Below are 17,548 nucleotides of genomic sequence, written 5' to 3' on the forward strand. Positions count from 1 at the left end.
TATTATACCTATTATAATATTAGACTTATGATTTTGCCTATATTATAATTTGCTTGTTGGTGAAATAGAGCGAATATACGTAAATTTGTTAGGAGGAATTCTTTTGAAAACCATTCAAAAAGAAGCGACTGTCGGTTTTGAAGAAAAAAACGATGCATTGGTTACTGTCAGCCCTTTGACAGCAGGACAAGGAATTACCGTTGAACTTGTTTCTTCTGTGAAACGCCAGTATGGTCAACACCTAGAAGATTTGATTGTGGCGACAGTCAATGAAGTGGGTTATACCGACGTCCATGTAAAAGTAATAGATAAAGGGGCTTGGGATTATGCGTTGAAGGCGCGTATCGTAGCTGCCTTATATAGGGGGAACGCTGCATGAATCAGGATGTAAAATCAAGACTCAGACGTACAATGATGTTTGTGCCTGGCAATAGCCCAAAAATGATTAACAATGCGGACCTTTATGGTGCCGATACAATCATGTTTGACGTGGAGGATTCCATATCCGTATCGCAAAAAGACGCAGCCCGACTCATGGTCAAATATGCCCTTAAGGCAATACCATTTAGCTGCGAAACGGCGGTGCGCGTCAACCATGTGACCCAGACTCCCTTTGGCATCGATGACTTGAAAGCCATTTTGCCCTCTAAGCCCGACTTGATTCGTTTGCCGAAAACCGAATCTGTCGATGAAGTCCGCTTGGTAACCAAGATGATTAAGGAAGTGGAACAGAGGGAAGGCTTTCCGGAAGGCTCCATCAATATCATTTGCGCCATTGAGAGCGTCAGAGGTCTCTATGAAGTACGTGCCATTGCTAAGGAGCCGCGTGTCATAGCGATTGCCTTGGGGGGAGAGGACTTCATTGCCGACTTAAGGACGCAGCGGACCCAACGAGGAATTGAATTTTATCATGCCCGTTCCGAAATCCTTATGGCAGCCCGTGATGCTGGTATCCAGGCAATGGATACTGTATATGCTGATGTGGCGAATTTAGAGGGATTCCGTCAGGAAGTAACGGACATCAAGGATATGGGGTTCGATGGAAAATCCGTGGTTCATCCCACTCAAATCGGCATTGTTCATGAAATCTATACGCCAACGGAAAAACAAATTGCTCATGCCGTGAAGGTACTAGCCTGTTATAAAGATGCTGTAGAGAACAACAAAGGAGTAATAACAGTTGACGGAAAAATGATTGATGGACCAATTGTTGTTCGTGCGGAACGTATTGTAGCACAAGCAAAAGCGGCGGGTATTCTTACCGAGGAGGGATGCAAAGATGAAAAATAAAGCAGGACGTGAGCTACCGAATCACATTTATGGACTGAAAGCGTATCGGCCATACGAGGGGCTGTTTGTCAATCCTCCGGAGCCAGTGCCTATGGCGGGCAGAACGCTGCGCGTTGGACGGCCTAGCAGCAATAAAGTATTGCCCTCGTTGATAGAAGCAGTGGAAGCCACCGGCCTAAGAGACGGCATGACCATATCCTTTCATCACCATTTTCGCAATGGCGACTACGTTAACAAATTAGTGATGACGGCCATTGCCGCCAAAGGCATTAAAGACATTACCATTGCGACCAGCTCCCTTAATGATTGTCACGATTTTCTCATTGATTACATTGAAGATGGCACGATTACGGCTTTAGAGACGAGCGGTTTGCGGGGCAAACTCGGTGCTTATCTGACTAAGAATCCCGGCAAATTGAAGCGACCGGTTATCGTTCGTTCTCACGGTGGACGGGCAAGAGCTATTGAGGCGGGCGAAGTGAAAATCGATGTGGCCTTTATGGGGGTGCCGACATGCGACCGCTTTGGCAATGCTACGGGCCGCCTAGGTAAATCAGCTTGCGGTTCCCTCGGGTATGCCATGCTCGATTCTCGCTTTGCTGAACAGGTTGTATTGGTGACGGATAACCTGATCGATGGCTATGTCTTCCCCTATAGCATTCCTCAGACTGATGTCAACTATATTGTTGCGGTGGAAGCAATCGGTGATCCGGAAGGTATTGCTTCCGGCATCCTGAAAATTACCAAAAATCCGATTCAATTGCTGCTGGCCGAAGCGGCAGCCAAAGTTATCGAACACTCAGGTTACTTTAAAAATGGCTACTCAATCCAAATGGGCGGTGGTGGTTCGGCCTTAGCGGTGGGCCGCTTTATCCGTGAGAAGATGCTCAAACAAGAGATCAAAGGCAGCTTTGGCGTCGGCGGCGTAACAGGCCTATTCGCTCAAATGCTGGAAGAAGGGTTGTTTGAAATTTGCTACGATACTCAAACATTTGATACAACGGCGATTCAGTCCTTGCGGGAAAATCCCCGCCATGTGGAAATATCGTCTTCATTCTATGCTAACCCCTGGAGCCCTGGCCCGATCATTAATGATCTGGACGTTGTTATTTTGGGTGCGACGGAAGTCGATCTCGATTTCAATGTTAATGTGATTACTAACTCTAATGGCCTATTGATGGGCGCCTCTGGCGGTCACTCCGATATTGCTGCTGCATCCAAGTTGGCGATTATTGTCATGCCACTTATCCGGGGCCGGTTACCTATGGTGCGTGACCGAGTGCAAAACATCGTCACGCCGGGGGAAAGCATCGACGTGGTGGTGACGGACCGTGGTATTGCCGTCAATCCGCGCCGACAAGATCTCATTGATAATCTACGTAAGAGTGGGCTCAAGATCATGACGATCGAAGAACTACAAGAGGTGGCACATAAACTTGTTGGAAAACCACAGGAAATTGTCTTGAGCGAAGAAGATAAGGACATTGTCGCGATTGTTGAGTACCGCGATGGAACGCTTCTCGACGTAATCCGCAAGCCATTATAAAAGTAGGTAGTTTTTTAAGTAATGATTACCCATGTTTTAAAAAACAAGGAACTCTTTTGAAATTCAGCCATGTGTCATTGGCTTTTGAGAATGGAGTAAAGATATGATACCTACGATTGGTAGATTAGCGAGCAAGTTTAACCTGTCACGAAGTACGCTGCGCTATTATGATTCGATCGGCGTGTTATCTCCCATAAAGAGAGGCAAGGGGAATTACCGTATATACTCGGAAGAAGATTGTAAGCGTTTAGAGCAGATTACCAATTATCGTCAAACAGGGCTTTCTCTTAAACAAATAAAAAAGATATTAGATAACAAAAATGCATTGCTGCAGTAAGTTTGGAAGTTAAACTAGAAGAAATAAATTAAGAAATTTTACTAAAGAGAAGCTACCCATAAATCTACCTCATTGGTAGATTTACAGGTAGTTTCTCTTTGGATTTGGCGTAGCGGTAAATGTGGATAATTTAAATTTAGCACCTAAGGTATTAGCATGGCGAGTCAAGCGAATCATCACCTGCCCTTGAACTTCACTTCGTGTGGCCGTGCAGCGCAAGCCTGCTGATGTGGCGCAGGCTAGGCAAGGAGGCGCGGCGAGGCGACCAAATCTACACCGCCACGTTCTGTACCGAGGAGCCTTTCGGCAGCAAGGGAGCTGCGAACTCGTGACAGAAAAAATAAAAGGCCGCCTTAATGCGAAAGGCGGCAGTGAGCCGTGACAACATCCAAGGGGCAATTTTTTTTCTTCTAACACTGGAAAATTATGCTATAATAATCGTAACAGGTTGTCAAGGGACGGTTAGCCATACCCTTTATAGAAAGGGGGTGGTGCTTATGACTACATATGAGACGTTGTCTTTTGCAGTCGCATTTGCTACGTTAATCGTATTAATCATAAAAAAGAAATAACCGCCCCTGACCAAGGTCTGCGGTTATTTCTTAATAACTCTAGCTTGGGCTAACCCTTCGGTTAGACAACCTGCTGGGCTGGCGTGTTAGCGCACGTCAGTCCTTTTCTTATATTATACCCATAGATTGTAAAATATGCAACTGACCAGGAAATAATTCGAGTCCAAGAATAGCAATTTTATGATCATCCTTAAAAATAGAAAAAAACAAATAATAAGGGGGAAATATTGATGTTTCTTATAATTTTGAATTACGTTAAACCATTGGAGTATCTTGATCAATTAATACCAGCGCACATTGAGTTTCTGGATCGGTTCTATAATCAATCGAAGTTCCTTGTCTCAGGGCGTAGAAATCCACGAGTTGGTGGAGTTATTATTGCTAAAGCGAGCAGTGAAGAAGAAGTATGGGATATAATCAAACAAGATCCTTTTCATAGTAATGGAGCAGCAGAGTATGAAGTTATTGAGTTTATCCCATCCAAATATGATCCACGCTTTGAAGGTCTTTTGAGTTAAAGCAAAAGGAAAACCGGCTCAAGGGGACAAAGGGATAGGTTATTTGCCCCGAGAGATGGAAGATGGCAAGATATTGTTGAGATATATTAAAGAGAAGCTACCCATAATCTACTAATAAGTTAGATTGTGGGTAGCTTCTCTTAGATTGGACATAACGATAAAATATGAACAATTTACAGGTTAATGTCCCTAATGGGGACATTAACCTGTCCCGTTTCCCCATATAAATGGTAACATGGACCGCTGGAGTGCATAAAATAATATGACATAATAAAGGAAAGGAGATTTAATGTGATAAGCTCCAGATTTATCTTTAAGAAGTTTAAGCAACTGGCGCTAAAAACCAGTACTCCAGTGTTGTCTATAGCCAATCTGCCCATGCTGTTCTCACTTGACGATTGGCTTTTTATAATGAGACGGATAGAAAATGGTAAATGGTCAAATGTGTCCAATGCTGAGAAAAAGGCTAAATTACGTAATAAGAATACTAATATCATTACCTTTAAAGATGTGGAAGGTAATGATGAAGCCAAGCAAGAATTGAAAGAGATTTTAGAGTTTATCAAGCATCCCAAGAAATTTAGTAATTTGGGTGCTCGTATTCCTAAAGGAGTTCTGTTGTACGGGCCTCCCGGCACAGGTAAAACATTACTGGCAAAGGCGCTGGCAGGTGAGGCAGGAGTACCTTTCTTAAGTATCAGCGGTTCCCAATTCGTAGAGATGTACGTTGGTGTTGGTGCTTCCAGGGTGCGTGATCTATTTAAGGAAGGACGGAAGAAGGCACCATGTATTATCTTCATTGACGAGATTGATGCGGTTGGGCGGCAGCGTGGAGCTGGTGTAGGTGGCGGAAATGATGAACGAGAACAAACCCTTAATCAGTTGCTAGTAGAAATGGATGGATTCGAGGCTAATAAAGGTGTCTTTGTTGTGGCAGCCACCAATCGAACGGATATTCTCGATTCGGCACTTTTACGACCTGGACGGTTCGACCGCCGTATTGTAGTCGATCGACCAGATCTTATGGGACGTCTTAACATATTAAAAGTGCATACTAGGAATAAGCCCTTAGCAGATAAGATGGATCTTGAAGTCCTCGCCCGCCGCACACTTGGTTTTACAGGAGCTGATCTCAGTAATGTAGTGAACGAAGCTGCCATTCTTGCCGCGCGCCAAGGGAAAACATGTATAGAGATGCATGATATGGAGGAAGCGGTGGAACGTGTAGTGGCAGGACCGGAGCGTAAAAGCCGTTTTATCAACGCAATAGATAAGAAACTTACTGCGTACCATGAAGCTGGTCATGTTTTAGTCGCAATGCTTCTAAGGCACGCTGACCCGATTCATAGGGTGTCTATTATTCCACGGGGGCAGGCTGGTGGATATACTCTTACATTGGGGAAGGAAGATCGCTATTGTCTTACTAGGTCAGAAATTTTCGATCAGATTAAAATTCTGCTGGGTGGTCGAGCATCTGAAAACCTAATATTTAATGAAACGAGCACCGGAGTCCATAATGATCTAATACAGGCCACCGAGCTTGCACGTAAAATGGTCTGTGAATACGGCATGAGCGAGACCTTGGGGCCAGTCGCTTTATCGCGATCTAAGGAACAAGTCTTCTTGGGTCGTGATATTGCTCGCGGCCCCAATAATAGCCAGGAAATGGAGTATACCATAGATAAAGAAATATGCCAGATACTAGAGAACGCTTATAGAAAAGCCGAAGAAATAATCAAATCCAATCTTGATAAGCTACAGCTGATTGCAACTACCCTATTAGAGCGAGAAAAGTTGGATGGTGAAGAACTTCGTCAATTGCTAGGAAGACTGAATAGGGAAGATAAAGATTACTAAATTAAGCTTCTTTGTTACGATAAAGGCAACTACCAGGTTGCTAGAAGAAGCCTGAAACAGAACGTTCCCTTGGTAAAATAACGCTTATAATGTAAAAATAAAGCAGCATTTAGTATTTATGCAAGAGAAGCTACCCATAATCTACCTTTCTAGTAGATTGTGGGTAGCTTCTCGAGATTTGACATAACAATGAAATGCAGACTGTTTAAAGTTATCATTCTTAATAAGGACAATAACTTATCGCCGTATTATCCCTCTTTTGACATTCCTTTTGCGTCAACAAGAACACATTGCACTTAATTCACATAATATATAATAATTAGTCCCGCGTCTATCTTTATAAATGGAGGAATTGACAATGTCACATTTTACAAATCATTTTGGCGTCATTGCAGATTTTTCGGACAGAAGAGTCAGTATTTTTGACACCGACGATTTGACCCTCGTGCAGCACATCCCGTTAGAAGCTGATGTTATAGATGTAGCACTGACGAGCGATTGCCGACGGGCGGTTGTAACTTCTTTCAATAGCAAAACTATATTTCAAATCGACTTGAGCGAGAGTCCGGCCAAAGTGGTTGGCAGCGCAACTACCGCTACTTTCCTTGAAGACGTTCAGATCACCCCCGATGACATGTTTGCGTTGAGCGTGGATGGTTCTGCTGCAGATCAAAACATTGTGTCCTATTCTCTGAGAAAAAATGCTTTTGTCTCCACACTGGCAACTAGTGCTCAAGCTGTCGCTATATCTCCGATGTGCGACGGACTGGTATTAACCGCTGTATCGAGTACTAACAGCGTTCGGCGGTTTATGATTAACCGCTGCGGTGACCTCAAGGACACCGAGCAGCAATTCCCTGCTGGGACGAACCCTATTAACATAAACTTTAGCCCCAACGGAGATTTTGCCTTTGTAGTCGATTTCGCTGGCTTTATCAGTGTGCTGAGCACCGTTATTCCGGACAAAATCAGCTTGATCAGTACTATACCGGCATCCAGTCAGCCGCAAAGCATGGCTATTTCCAGGAATGGCAGGCATTTATTCGTTCTAGGATCGAGCAATGTTGACATTTTTACCTTCGACTCGGTTTCTGGAAGCTTGGCCCTGGCGCGTTCCTTTGCCCACGGCCTTCAGATCACAGCCTTTTTTGGCGTTGACCAAATAGCCCTTGACCCCAGTGAAACCAGGCTGTTTATTTCCGCTGCGGGGCAAGTGGCTGTATTTACTACTTTCGGCACCCTTTTAGGAACAGTAGCCGATATCTCCGGCCCCGGTGGTTTGGCCATTTGTCCGCATAAGTGCCTTTATTAATGGTCACAAGGGGACAGGTTGTTTGTCCCGAGAGATGGAAGAGGCAATATAATAATGAAGCTAATCTTAAACTCGATTCTTATTGGGATTAAAGAAACTGCCGATTGATAAGAAACCTAAAACAGCGCATTGCTTTGGTAAAATAATTAATGTAAAAATATAGTAGCGAGATGGGTGATTCTAGAGAGTTCTTTTTAACTACCTGTATTGATTTTTGGTCGATGGTTCGAATCCTCCACATCCCTTAATAGCACAAAACCGGCAAGGTTCAGAGATTCTGAGCCTTGCCGGTTTTTTTTGTATTATTGGGACTGTTAACTTGCGTCTAGAACTGTCCTTTAGAACAAGCTTTATTTTACGTTAATGTCATCTAATCTTTTAAATAATTTACTGTATTCATCTAATTTTGCTTTATCCTCAACCTTGAATCCTGAATTATAGAAGATAATATTACCATTACCTTCATTTAAAGAGTTCATTTTTTTCAAAGTTCTTTTTAGATTGTTTACAGTACCAATGTTTCCATCAATTATATTGATATCTGATGGAAGTAACTTTCTAAACATATCCGTATAGAAAGAAAAATGAGTACAGCCTAAAACAATGGTTTCATACTTACTTACATCATATTTAGATAACTGTTCTTGAAGATAAGGTAATACTATTTGTTCATTGAACTCAAACCTTTCTGAGAATTGAACCAATCCTGGAAGTGGTAGTAAGTCAACAATGTGTTCATTATCTAATTTAGTAATAAGATTTTGTAGTTTCTCTTCTTTTAGAGTCAAAGTAGTAGCCGTTACCAAAATTCGTTTATTTACATTCTTATTTTTTTCAACGGCTGGTTTTACAGCAGGTTCCATGCCTATGATTGGAATAGTATATTTAGACCTTAAATCTTCGATTGATACGCTTGTAGCAGTATTACAGGCAATCACTATGGCTTTAACTTGCTGTTGGATAATAAACTCTATTGCATTGAAAATATGTTTTTTCACTTCGTCTTTCGGTTTTGGCCCATATGGAACATTTAATGTATCTGCGTAATATATATAATCTTCATTAGGTAACAATTTTAATGCGGCATGTAATACTGTAATACCTCCGACACCAGAATCAAAAAAACCGATTTGCATTTCTATTCCTCCAATAAATAAAATCTATATGCAAATTTAACATACATGTAGATTAATTATACTATAATAACAGTTTATTCACATAATCTTATATTCTTCATCTTAATTTTGTAGGATGTAGCAATTATAAAGAAGCTGCCCATAATCTACCATGTTAGTAGATTTATGGGCAGCTTCTCTTTTATTTGACATACCGATAAAATAATGTTTTTTATGGGGCCAGAAGCCTGCCCCTTCTGCTGCTGACTTTTTCGGTGGTTTCGAACGTCCCAAGTGTCACATACGCCGCCACTGTCCTATGAAATGCGCTTTATGATAGAAATTACCGAAATTTACAATTAATAATTAGTACTGCAAAGGGGTATATTTTTAATGAATCTATTTCTACCAGCAGTATCGTATGGAATAAACGATAATTACATTTCAATCTTTGATTGTCTTTGGGAGGACTATGCTTTTACATACAGAACAACTCCGACAAAAAGCTCATGAACTTGCATTGACTCATGATCCTTATGTGAGACGTTGGCCAGCAAAGCGCCTATGGCGGGATTTTTATGCCGACATTGAAAAATTACGCGCATTTATTCGTTCTCTACAGGAAGGTGATGCAAGTTGTTTGCAGCCCGCAGAAGAATGGCTTTTGGATCATGCTGAATTCATCGACGAACAGGTGCTGGTCATCCGTCATCAGCTTCCTGGTGCCTTTTTGCGAAATTTGCCCGATTTACGTAAGACCGGCAAAACAAGGATACTATCTATTTGTGCTGACTATCTCGAGCATGTGGACGGGCATCTAGATGAGGATTCTCTCATCTCATATATCAATTTTTACCAGGAAGTAACAGTTTTGACTATAGCAGAGGTGTGGGCTGTCCCGCTTATTTTGCGTATCGCCTTAATCCGGCGCCTGGTCGCAGTCATGGAACTAGTTCGCGAACGGCGCGAAGTGTGTACTTTAACCGAACGGCTGCTGGCACGTTTGGAGTCGGCGAAGTTAAACCCGGAAGTGCTAAAGGTCGCTCTTGAAGAAGCAGGCCGGGATATGTTGCTTTCTGGCTGCCAGATTGCCTACTTGGTCAGGCGTCTGCGTGAGTGGGCAGATGATTCGGCAACTGTGCGGGAATGGCTAATGTGCAAGTTAGAAAATGGCCCCGAAAGCCTGGATCAAATTGTTTCCTACGAGTATCAGCTTCAGGCAGCCTATCAAGTATCTACAGGTAACCTTATGGGAAGTCTGCGTAAAATATCCCGCTTGGATTGGCAAGAACGGTTTGAACAGATTTGTATGGTTGAACATACACTGCGTGGAGAAAATACAGGTACATACCAGCTTCTTGATTTCTCAAGCCGCGACGTGCTACGTAAGCGTCTTGAAAATTTGGCCTTTCGCCTGCATGTGCCGGAAAATCTAGTGGCGCAGCAGGCCGTCGAGCTTGCTGCGAAGGAATATGAACAGGCGTGTATAGAGTGTGCAAAAGTAAGCGAGGCAGCATGCGGTCCGGTTATGCTGGACGAAATGCCACGCCAGGTATTTGCTGCATACTATCTGCTCGAAGCGGATGGCGTCAAGGAACTGCGGAATGCGCTGAAGATCTGTGGCACTCCTTCGCATTTACCGGAATTAGAAATGTTACGTCGTTCCACTGGTACATATTTTACTGCTCTGACAGGATTATTCATGGTTTTCCTTCTTGGATTTGCCTGGTGGGTATCCGGGGGCTCAAGCTTTACCATTACCCAGTGGGTGATCGTTATACTGGCGCTGTGTTTACCTGTCAGCGAATGGGCCATCACGGCGGCACACTGGCTTATAGAATGCATCAGGCAGCCACGGGCGCTACTCCGGTACGATTTCTCGCGCGGTGTTCCACCGGATGCAACAACAATGGTGGTCATTCCCATTATTTGGTCCACGGTCAAAGAGGTGCAGGAATTGGCGGATCGGCTGGAACTACACTACTTGGCAAACCGCTATTCGAATATTCATTTTGCTCTCCTAGGCGATTTTACCGATGCAAGTGAGGAAAAGCTGCCGGAAGATGCTGCTATTCATGCTGCCGCCTGCGCAATTATTGAGGAGTTAAACCGCACATACTCTGGCCCTGATGGGAACACCTTTCACCTCTTTCAGCGCCGCAGGATGTGGAACCCTTCCGAGGGAGTATGGATGGGTTGGGAACGCAAGCGGGGTAAATTGGTGGAATTTGTTGAACTGCTTAAAGGAAAGACTGATACAACCTATGATTTTGTAGTTGGAGACACAGACGTCTTGCCGCGAATCCGTTACGTAATCACCCTTGATGCGGACACGGAACTACCGTTGGAAAGCGTGCAACGGATAATCGGTACCATGCATTTGCCCTATAATCGGCCACGGCTAAACCATAATCGGACAAGGGTCGTCGAGGGATACGGCGTATTGCAGCCACGTATTGGCATTAGCCACGACGCGGCCTTGCGCTCGCGCTTCGCTTATCTGTGGTCAGTGGACCCGGGAATCGATCCATATGTCTTTGCCGCCTCCGACCCATACCAAGATGGATTGGGTCAGGGCATTTTTACGGGAAAGGGTATATTTGATGTTGATACTTTTGCGCAAGTTTTATGCGAGCGCATCCCGGAAAACCGGGTACTTAGTCATGATTTGCTAGAAGGTGGATTTTTACGCGCTGGTCTACTGTCAGATATCGAATTAATTGATGACCATCCAGCTGTGTTTAGTGCCTATCAAATGAGAATGCACCGCTGGGTGCGTGGGGACTGGCAACTCATTCCATGGCTGTTACACAGTGTTGCCGATCGCCGGGGAATAGTTCTGCCGGTTGATTTATCCTCTCTCACCCGCTGGCAGATCATTGACAATTTGCGGCGCAGTGTGCTGCCTCCGGTGCTGTTTGCCATACTACTGCTTGGGATGAACGTACTGCCAGGTTCTTCAGGTCACTGGATTGTCTTTATGGTCGCTACCTTATTGTTGCCGTTACTTCGCCAGTTGGTGGCGGTGAGGTGGGTTATTGGGCATCCGCGGAGTTTACTGGGTACCGCCGCTCAAGTTTTGGTAAGCATAATGACAATGCCGTTTCAGAGTGTGCTTTTGCTGGATGCAATCGTCAGAACTTTGTACCGTTTAGTTGTGACAAAACGTCATTTACTTGAATGGGTGAGTGCGGCGGAGGTCGAACGCAGGCAGCGGGGTGGGCGCTACCCCGTGTTGATGGGAATGTATGGAGGCTATGGGGTAGTGTTTCTTTTTGTGCTGGCGACGGCGACTAGTACCGTTCCGGCTCTGCGGTGGACAGGCCTGGCGTTTTGTGCTTTATGGGCCGTTGCTCCTTTTGCGATCCGCTGGTTGAACCAACCTGTGCAGCAACCTGAGCAACCGCTGGCGGCGAATGAGCAGGAAGAACTGCAAAAACTCTCAAAAGAGATTTGGACCTTCTTTGAGGATTACGTTACTGACAAAGAGAATTGGTTACCACCTGATAATGTTCAATTGGAGCCACCTAACGGAATTGCTCACCGCACTTCGCCGACTAACATTGGGCTTTACCTTACCTGTACACTGACTGCGCGGGATTTAGGGTTTATCGATACGCCCGGTTTAATTGAGCGATTGGAGCGTACGATTGGCACAGTGGAGCACCTGGATAAATGGAAAGGCCATCTTTATAACTGGTACGATACTGTTACATTGGAGCCGTTGCCGCCGATGTACGTCTCAACGGTAGATTCCGGTAATCTCGTTGTCTGTTTGGTCGCTGTCAAAGAAGGGGTAGCGGAATGGCTCAAATCCGACCTAGAAGGGGATGGATGGTCAGGTACCAATAAAGTCCACGGTAAAACGATAGAAACATTAGATGTTGCTTTTGCTGAGGAGTTAACGCCTGTACGGAAAGGGGAAGCAATAGACCAATACGGTACATCGGCCCAAAGCGTACGGGAGGAATGGCTCTATCGCGGGGGAAATTTGATGGCCCGCCTAGATATGCTAATCAATGAAACAGACTTTCGTCCGCTTTATGACCATAAAGCCAAATTGTTTAATTTGGGCTACAAGCCAGGGCCGGGTAAACCCGATCCAATTCTATATGACCTGATGGCGTCGGAGGCTAGGATGTCAAGTTTTATTGCCATTGCCCTTGGTCAGGTTTCCGTGTCACACTGGCATGCCCTCGGACGGACTATGACGCGGGTGGGAAAACGAGTTACGCTGCTCTCTTGGTCCGGGACAATGTTTGAATACTTAATGCCGTGGCTGTTTATGCGCACCTATCCGAAAACCATTTGGGACAGTACCTACCGTGGGGTGGTTCAGCGGCAAATTGAGTACGCCCACCTGCGGGGAGTTCCCTTTGGCATCTCAGAATCAGGTTACTATGCCTTTGATTATCAGATGAACTATCAATACAGAGCGTTTGGTGTTCCCGGCCTGGGGTTCAAGCGCGGTCTCGAGCAGGATTTGGTTGTGGCGCCGTACGCAACAATCCTTGCCTTACCTTTTGCTAAGCATCAAGGGCTGCAGGATTTACGCAGGCTAGATGAGCTTGGCGCCCGGGGAAAATACGGCTATTATGAAGCCATTGATTTTACGTCAGTGCGACTGCCGAAGAAGCAGGCCAGTCAAGTCATCCGCAGTTTTATGGCCCATCACCAAGGAATGAGTCTGCTGGCACTTGCTAACTTGCTGGCACCGGGAAAAATAACCGATCGCTTTCACAGTGACAAGCGCGTACGAGCAGCGGAGCTTCTTCTACAGGAGCGTATTCCAGTAAGGCCTAAAATTATTAAACATCCCGCATTGGCACGTGAATACGTGTCTTATAAGAAGCCGGCAGAGAACGTAACTCTGCGGGAATATCGCAGTGCAGACACCCTTGCACCCGAAGTGTGTGTTCTGTCAAACGGGACATTTACGACCACCGTAACCAATAGCGGCAGCGGGTTCAGCCGTTACGAAGGTTTGGCCATTTCCCGCTGGCGGGAGGATCCGGTGCTAGACAACTGGGGAAGCTATATATATATTCGTGACGTTACCCGAGATGTAGTTTGGTCACCGGCATTTCAGCCCTGCCGTGTTCAGTCTGACGAACAACGTGTGCAGTTTGCTCTTGACCGGGCTACCTTCATGCGAGTGGATGGAGACGTGCAGACAAGCCTGGAAATTTGTGTATCACCGGAATGGAATGCTGAAGTCAGGCGGCTGACGCTTACGAATAGCGGAAAAGAAGAGAAGATTATGGAAGTAACAACCTTCCTTGAACTAGCTCTGGCATCTCCTATGGCCGACGATGCACATCCGGCTTTCAGTAAATTGTTCATCAAAACGGCTTATGCTGAGGATGCCCAGTGCTTGCTAGCTCGACGCAGACCCCGGCGGGATGACGAAAAATCTTTGTGGGCGGCGCACTCCTTGCTGACCCCAGGCCAAACCCTCGGGCCGGTGGAATATGAGACTGACCGTGCCAGTTTCGTAGGACGGGGGCATACGCTCGCATTGCCACTGGGAGTTCGTTCCCGCTTGCGCGGAACGGTTGGTTCTGTAGCTGATCCTGCATTTATCATGAGGAGGCGGATGAGCATCAAGCCTGGCGAACAGGTGCAATTGTTCGCTGTTACTGCTGTGGCAGGTACGAAAGAAGAGGCATTGGAGATTGTCAGTCGTTTCTCTGGAGATCTGGTAGTGGAACGAACATTTCAACTGGCTTGGAATCGCAGTCAAATCGAATTTCAGCACCTGCATTTGACTGCTGCTCAGGCTATGGCTTTTCAAACTTTCGCTGGCCGGATTGTGTATACTCCGATGTTGCGGCAGGAGCGGGCGCAAAGCATCTTGTCTAATGTAAAAGGCCAGTCCAGCCTCTGGTCTTACGGCGTTTCCGGCGACGTGCCGATGATCTTGGTACGGATCGAGGACCGGGTCAATATGCAGCTTGTGGTCAATCTGCTTACCGGGCACGAGTATCTGCGCCGTTTAGGGTTACTTTTCGATCTGGTTATTCTGAACCAATCGGCGGAAGGCTACCAGCAGAATTTGCAGGAGACACTGCGGCGGGCGGTTGAACAAGTCGTTGGTTGGCACAGTCCAGGCCCGGGCGGGATTTTTATAATAAATTCCAGCCAACTACCTGAAGAAGACAGAATGCTACTCCTAGCCACCGCCCGTGTTGTGTTCAGGGCAGATGGTCCCAGCTTCCAGGCCCAATCCAATCTGCTCCGGAAGGCTGTGGCTTTTCCGGAGCCTCTCAGGATGACAGCGTCAGTAAACAGATTTGCTGGATCTGTGACAGATAACGGAGAAGACTTACTGTTTTTCAATGGTTGGGGAGGATTTTCACCTGATGGCCGGGAGTATCGAATTGTGCTTAAAAACGGCAATTATTTACCGGCGCCATGGATCAATGTGCTTGCCAATCCCCGTTTCGGCTGCCTTGTCTCCGAACTCGGCACGGGCTATACCTGGTGGCAGAACAGCCGTGAGTGCAAACTGACCCCATGGTCTAACGATCCTGTGCTTGATCCGCCAGGCGAAATCTGTTATCTGCGTGATGAAGAGAGTGGCGAAATATGGTCTACTGCGCCAAGACGAGGGGACGACGGACAGGAGGGCGGGTCTTCTGCCTTAGGCTACACCATTAACCATGGCAGGGGATTCACCTGTTTTAGTCATGAGGGACACGGTATCAGGAACGAAATGACTGTTTTTGTTCCCCAAGATGATCCTGTCAAGGTTATTCATTTGCGGCTACAGAATAAAAGTGCCGTGCAGCGGCATCTTTCCATCACCTATTATGCAGAATGGGTGATGGGTGTACAGCGGACGAAAAATGCTTCTTTCATCATCACAGAGTGGGATGATTCTGCTCGGTTACTACTGGCGCGTAATGCATATCAGGAGGAGTTTCAGGGGACATGCGCCTTTTTAGGCGTATATTCGCAAATGGGAACCTCTGTTAGGCCAACGGCTTCAGTAGAAGGTAAAGCGCAGCAGAATAACAGCTCTGGGGATTTATCCTGGACAGCAGACCGCAGCGAATTTCTCGGTCGCAACGGGACTTGGGAGAATCCGGCTGCTATGGCCCGGGAGCGCCTTTCAGGCCAAACGGGACCGCTTTATGATACCTGCGGCGTGGTACAGACCAAGCTCTTACTTGAGCCTGGGGCCGAACAGACTATCTACATCCTGCTCGGCGCGGAACATTCCCGGGACGCCGCTGTGAAACTGGCTAAAAAGTACGACCAAGCCCAAGCTTGCCATCAAGCCTTGGAGCATGTACGTAAATTCTGGGATGGTGTTTTGGAACAAATTTCGGTTTCCACGCCCTGCTTAGAGATGGATTTACTATTAAACGGTTGGCTTTTGTATCAGGCTCTTGGCTGCAGAATGTGGGCACGTTCCGCCTTTTACCAAGCGGGAGGCGCGTACGGCTTTCGCGATCAATTGCAGGATTCTCTGGCACTTCTGCACTCCCGCCCCGATTTAACACGGGCGCAAATTTTGTTGCATGCTGCGCATCAATATGAGGAGGGCGACGTGCAGCACTGGTGGCATGAAGAGACGCAGCGTGGCATTCGCACGCGTTTTTCCGATGATTTACTGTGGTTGCCTTATGCTGCCGGACGGTATGTCGAGCATACGGGGGACGACGGTATACTGGAAGAGGCGGTACCATTTCTTTATAGTGAACCTTTATCAGAGGGTGAACATGAACGGTATGAGCCGACCCAAATCTCTGCTCAAGAGGGCACTATTTTTGAACATTGCTTACGTGCTATTGACAGAGCTGTGCAGCGCTTTGGCGAACATGGGCTGCCGCTGATCGGGATCGGCGACTGGAACGACGGTATGAGTCATGTCGGCGCTGAAGGCCGCGGTGAGAGCGTATGGCTTGGTTGGTTTCTCTGTGACGTGTTAAATCGGTTTGCAGATCTATGCCGGCAGCGTGGTGCTATTGAGCGGGCGGAACGCTACCTAGATATATGCAGACAATTAGGAGCCTCTCTTGATAAGCATGCCTGGGACGGGCAGTGGTACCGGCGGGCTTTCACCGACGCCGGACAATGGCTGGGTTCTATATATAATGAGGAGTGCCGTATCGATGCTATCGCTCAGTCCTGGTCAGTAATTTCCGGGGCGGCACCACAAGAAAAGGCACTGCAGGCGATGCAGTCATTCGACCGTGAACTGGTGGATCGGGATCTTTCTGTTGCGCGTCTTTTAACACCGGCTTTTGACCGTACGAATCCGAGTCCCGGCTATATTCAGGGCTACCCGCCCGGTATCCGGGAGAACGGAGCCCAGTATACCCATGGCGTTATCTGGAGTATTATCGCCTGGTGCGGCCTTGGCAACGGAGATAAGGCTTTGGAGTTGTTTCAACTGTTAAATCCTCTCAATCACACACGAACGCCTAATGAAGTACGGCAGTATGCAGGCGAACCCTACGCCATTGCGGCGGACGTTTATACGGCTGAACCGCACCAGGGGCGCGCTGGCTGGACTTGGTATACCGGTGCTGCCGGATGGATGTATCAGGCGGGTGTTGAGGCGATTCTCGGCCTTCGTCGCCGTGGTGACCGACTGTACATTTGCCCATGCATTCCTTGTGAATGGCCAGGGTTTTCCGTTAGTTACCGTTTTGGTAACAGTTCCTACCATATTACCGTTGAAAATCCGTCACATAAGTCGGCTGGAGCGATTGCCTTACAAATTGATGGACGGGAAGTTGCACTTACGGAGCAAGACGTGAAGGATGGTCCTTACGTTAAAATGCGCGATGACGGGCAGCCCCATCAAGTCGTTCTGACGTTGTAAAAAACCTCCACCCCATGCTGCGCGATGCAGCGTATATGTCTCATGCAAAACTATAAAAGAGAAACTACTCAGAGTCTACCTAGTTAGTAGATCTGAGTAGTTTCTCTTAACTTTGACATAGTGATAAAATAAAGACAATTTAAGGCTAGCGTCTTTATTTGGGAC

9 protein-coding genes are annotated in these 17,548 nt (G+C 46.5%); 8 read left to right on the plus strand and 1 reads right to left on the minus strand.

The annotated features are described in order from the left end of the window. The first annotated feature begins 103 nt into the window (after positions 1–103). The 7 genes from citD to QSJ81_RS07420 all read left to right on the plus strand — a co-directional run bounded on the left by citD (position 104) and on the right by QSJ81_RS07420 (position 7,432). Entirely contained in the window at positions 104–379 is a 276-nt protein-coding gene (gene citD, locus QSJ81_RS07390) for a citrate lyase acyl carrier protein (RefSeq protein ID WP_285716768.1), read from the plus strand. After that, positions 376–1,290, plus strand: a complete 915-nt coding sequence (locus tag QSJ81_RS07395) for an aldolase/citrate lyase family protein (protein ID WP_285716769.1) — start codon at positions 376–378, stop codon at positions 1,288–1,290. The genes citD and QSJ81_RS07395 overlap by 4 nt, the downstream gene beginning before the upstream one ends. After that, positions 1,280–2,836, plus strand: a complete 1,557-nt coding sequence (citF, locus tag QSJ81_RS07400; RefSeq protein ID WP_285716770.1) for a citrate lyase subunit alpha — start codon at positions 1,280–1,282, stop codon at positions 2,834–2,836. The genes QSJ81_RS07395 and citF overlap by 11 nt, the downstream gene beginning before the upstream one ends. Before the next feature lie 103 nt (positions 2,837–2,939). Then, a complete protein-coding gene (locus QSJ81_RS07405) occupies positions 2,940–3,173 on the plus strand; it encodes a MerR family transcriptional regulator (protein WP_285716771.1) in 234 nt (77 codons plus the stop codon). 802 nt (positions 3,174–3,975) lie between these two features. After that, positions 3,976–4,263: a YciI family protein gene (locus QSJ81_RS07410; RefSeq protein ID WP_285716772.1), complete on the plus strand. Its 288-nt coding sequence runs from the start codon at positions 3,976–3,978 to the stop codon at positions 4,261–4,263. Between the two features lie 291 nt (positions 4,264–4,554). Further along, a complete protein-coding gene (ftsH, locus tag QSJ81_RS07415) occupies positions 4,555–6,120 on the plus strand; it encodes an ATP-dependent zinc metalloprotease FtsH (RefSeq protein WP_285716773.1) in 1,566 nt (521 codons plus the stop codon). A gap of 358 nt (positions 6,121–6,478) precedes the next feature. Further along, positions 6,479–7,432, plus strand: a complete 954-nt coding sequence (locus QSJ81_RS07420; RefSeq protein ID WP_285716774.1) for a lactonase family protein — start codon at positions 6,479–6,481, stop codon at positions 7,430–7,432. Positions 7,433–7,782: 350 nt separating this feature from the next. On the opposite strand, the gene murI is transcribed toward QSJ81_RS07420, so the two are convergent. Continuing rightward, positions 7,783–8,568: a glutamate racemase gene (gene murI, locus QSJ81_RS07425; RefSeq protein WP_285716775.1), complete on the minus strand. Its 786-nt coding sequence runs from the start codon at positions 8,566–8,568 to the stop codon at positions 7,783–7,785. Between the two features lie 451 nt (positions 8,569–9,019). Between murI and QSJ81_RS07430 the strand changes: the two genes are divergently transcribed. After that, the gene (locus QSJ81_RS07430) at positions 9,020–17,383 is read left to right on the plus strand and encodes a glycoside hydrolase family 94 protein (protein ID WP_285716776.1); all 8,364 of its coding nucleotides are present in this window, start codon (positions 9,020–9,022) and stop codon (positions 17,381–17,383) included. Positions 17,384–17,548: the final 165 nt, after the last annotated feature.

This window comes from Pelosinus sp. IPA-1, assembly GCF_030269905.1.
In the GTDB taxonomy this organism is placed as follows: domain Bacteria; phylum Bacillota; class Negativicutes; order DSM-13327; family DSM-13327; genus Pelosinus.